4 protein-coding genes are annotated in these 2,734 nt (G+C 63.9%); all 4 read right to left on the bottom strand.

From position 1 onward, the window contains the following. Window positions 1–246: 5-deoxy-glucuronate isomerase (locus tag EN879_RS31205; RefSeq protein WP_206521035.1), on the bottom strand; the 246-nt coding region annotated here is incomplete at its 3' end. A 150-nt stretch (window positions 247–396) separates the two neighbouring features. Next, complete coding sequence (locus tag EN879_RS31210; RefSeq protein ID WP_027161053.1) at window positions 397–615, bottom strand: hypothetical protein; 219 nt, start codon at window positions 613–615, stop codon at window positions 397–399. A gap of 58 nt (window positions 616–673) precedes the next feature. Next, window positions 674–1,591, bottom strand: coding sequence for a myo-inosose-2 dehydratase (iolE, locus tag EN879_RS31215; protein ID WP_063169768.1), 918 nt, complete (start codon window positions 1,589–1,591; stop codon window positions 674–676). A 114-nt stretch (window positions 1,592–1,705) separates the two neighbouring features. Beyond that, window positions 1,706–2,734: thiamine pyrophosphate-dependent enzyme (locus EN879_RS31220; RefSeq protein ID WP_164774696.1), on the bottom strand; the 1,029-nt coding region annotated here is incomplete at its 5' end.

Below are 2,734 nucleotides of genomic sequence, written 5' to 3' on the forward strand. Positions count from 1 at the left end.
CGGCTTGCCCTCGAAGGGCGACATGCGCTCGCCGAGCAGGCCGAGCTCCTTGCCGCCGGCTGAAGCCTTGCCCTTGCCGGTGACGAACACCAGGCAGACTTCGCGATCCTCCGTCTTGCCGAAGGCGCTCTCGCCCGGCTTCAGCCGATGCAGGTCGAAACCGACATAGGTCCAGCCCGCGCTTTTCGGCGTCACATGGGCGACGCGACCGTGGCCCTTGTCGGCTTTGACGAGCAGCTTCGACATTTTTGTCTCTCCTATCGAAATCTTCGAGATCGGCCGAAGCCTCTCTAACTTCGTCATCCTAGGGCCTAGCAGGAGCGAAGCTCCGTCGCGGAGACCCTCGGATGACGAAGTTAGAAGCACTGGAAGCTAACCGCCGACGCATGCGATCAGTCACTCCTTCGGCTCGGGCCCGACCGGAGGCCTCGCCTCGTCAGCAGGCTTGTAGAGATAAAAAAACTGCCAGACGGCGTAGCCGGCGAAGCCGAGCGCGATCATGCCCCAGAACGGCGTGCCGGTGGCGAACTCGATGATCGACCAGATGACGCAGACCGCGACGACGGCGACACGCCGCCACAAAGGCCGGAAGAAGGGGTGTTCGGAATCTTTCATCGGGCCAATCTACAGCAATCGGCCTCGCCGGGAACCCGTCGCACCAGCCATTGGGAAACTAGACATTTGGAAAGCCTTGCGTCTCGACCGTGTATCCGGCCGCCGTCATGACGCGCATCAATTCCTTGTAGCCCACTTGCGCCATCCTGAGCGGCGGGTTCTTCTTCGGGTCCTGCTCGGCCTCGACCACGAACCAGCCCTCATAGCCATGGTCGGCGAAGCGCTGCACGATGGCGCCGAAGTCCAGCGAACCGTCGCCCGGCACGGTGAAGGCGCCGAGCGCCACCGCGTCGAGGAAGGACTGCTTCGTGCGGTCGAGCTTTTCGATCACCCCCATGCGGACGTCCTTCACATGCACATGGCTGATCCGGGTATGGTGGTTGTCGATGGCGCGCAGCACGTCGCCGCCGGCGAATGCCAGATGGCCTGCATCGAGCAGCAGCGGAATGCCGGCTCCGGAATAGCGCATGAAGGCATCGAGTTCCGGCTCGGTCTCGACCACCGCCGCCATATGGTGGTGGTAGGACAGCGGCATGCCTTGTTCGGCGCACCATTCGCCAAATTCGGTCAGGCGCTTCGCATAGGCTTTCATCTCGTCGTCCGACAGCTTCGGCTTGGTCGCCAGCGGCTTCGAGCGGTCGCCCTGGATCGAACGGCCAACCTCGCCATAGACGATGCAAGGCGCGTTCACCGCCTTGAACAGGTCGATCATCGGCTGGATGCGATCCTTGTTGTCGGCCATCTCCCCATCGACCAGCGTGCCCGAGAACCAGCCGCCGCACAGCGTGACGTCGGCGGCCTTCAGGATCGGCAGCATGATTTCGGGGTCATTGGGAAAACGCCGGCCCATCTCCATGCCGGTGAAGCCGGCCGAGCGCGACTGGCGCAGACATTCTTCCAGCGACACGTCATCGCTGAGCTCCGCAAGATCGTCGTTCCACCACGCAATGGGGGACATGCCCAGTTTGGCTTTCAAGTCGTCACTCCGGTCCTAAAACAGTTTCTTGCTCGTTGGCGCCGCCCCTCATCTGCCTGCCGGCATCTTCTCCCCGTGTAGAGACGGGGAGAAGGAGGAGCTTCGGCGCCTATATCAATCGCCGATGGTCTGCATCTGCCGCTTTTCATCATACGCCTTGCGCGCCGCGTTGACCTGCGGCCGCACTGACACTTCCGGCACCGCCACATCCCACCAGTGACCGCCGGCATCGGTGGAAACCAGGGGGCCGGTGTCGATGACGAGCACCGTGGTGCGCGTATTCTTCCTGGCTTGTGCCAGCGCGTTTTCCAGCCCGGCGATCGACGGCACTTTCTCGGCAATCGCCCCCATGCTCGCCGCATGCGCGGCGAAGTCGATGTCGGGCAGAACCTCGTGGCGCGAGTCCTTCAGCAGATTGTTGAAGTTGGCGCCGCCGGTCGCCATCTGCAGCCGGTTGATGCAGCCGTAACCGCGGTTGTCGAGCAGCACGATGGTCAGCTTGAGGCCGAGCATCACCGAGGTGGCGATCTCCGAATTCATCATCAGGTAGGAGCCGTCGCCGATCATGACGACGATCTCCTCGCCGGGCTTCGCCATCTTGGCGCCGAGCCCGCCGGCAATCTCATAGCCCATGGTCGAGAAGCCGTATTCGCCATGGTACGAGCCGGGCGCGCCCGCCTGCCAAAGCTTGTGCAATTCGCCCGGCAACCCGCCGGAGGCATTCAGCAGCGTCACACCGGAGCCCATGGCGCGCTGCACCGCGCCGATCACCTGCGCATCGGACGGATAGGCGGCATTGGTCGACGCCGTCACCTTGGCCGCCTCGACCGCCCAGGCCTTCTTGCCGGACGACGCATTGTCGGTCCAGCTTGCCGGCGCCTTCCAGTCCTTCAGCGCAGCACCGAGTTCCGCCAGGCCCTCGGCCGCATCGGCCACCAGCGGCAGGGCGCGGTGCTTGCCGGCATCGAAGGGCTGCACGTTGAGTCCGATGATGGTCTTGCCCGAATTCTTGAACAGCGCCCACGAACCGGTGGTGAAATCCTGCAGGCGCGTGCCGATGGCCAGCACGACATCGGCTTCCTCAGCCAGCCGGTTGGCGGCAGAAGTGCCGGTGACGCCGACCGCCGCCATGTTGAGCGGGTG

The sequence above is a fragment of the Mesorhizobium sp. M7A.F.Ca.AU.002.02.1.1 genome (assembly GCF_003998535.1).
GTDB classification, from domain to species: Bacteria; Pseudomonadota; Alphaproteobacteria; order Rhizobiales; family Rhizobiaceae; genus Mesorhizobium; species Mesorhizobium ciceri.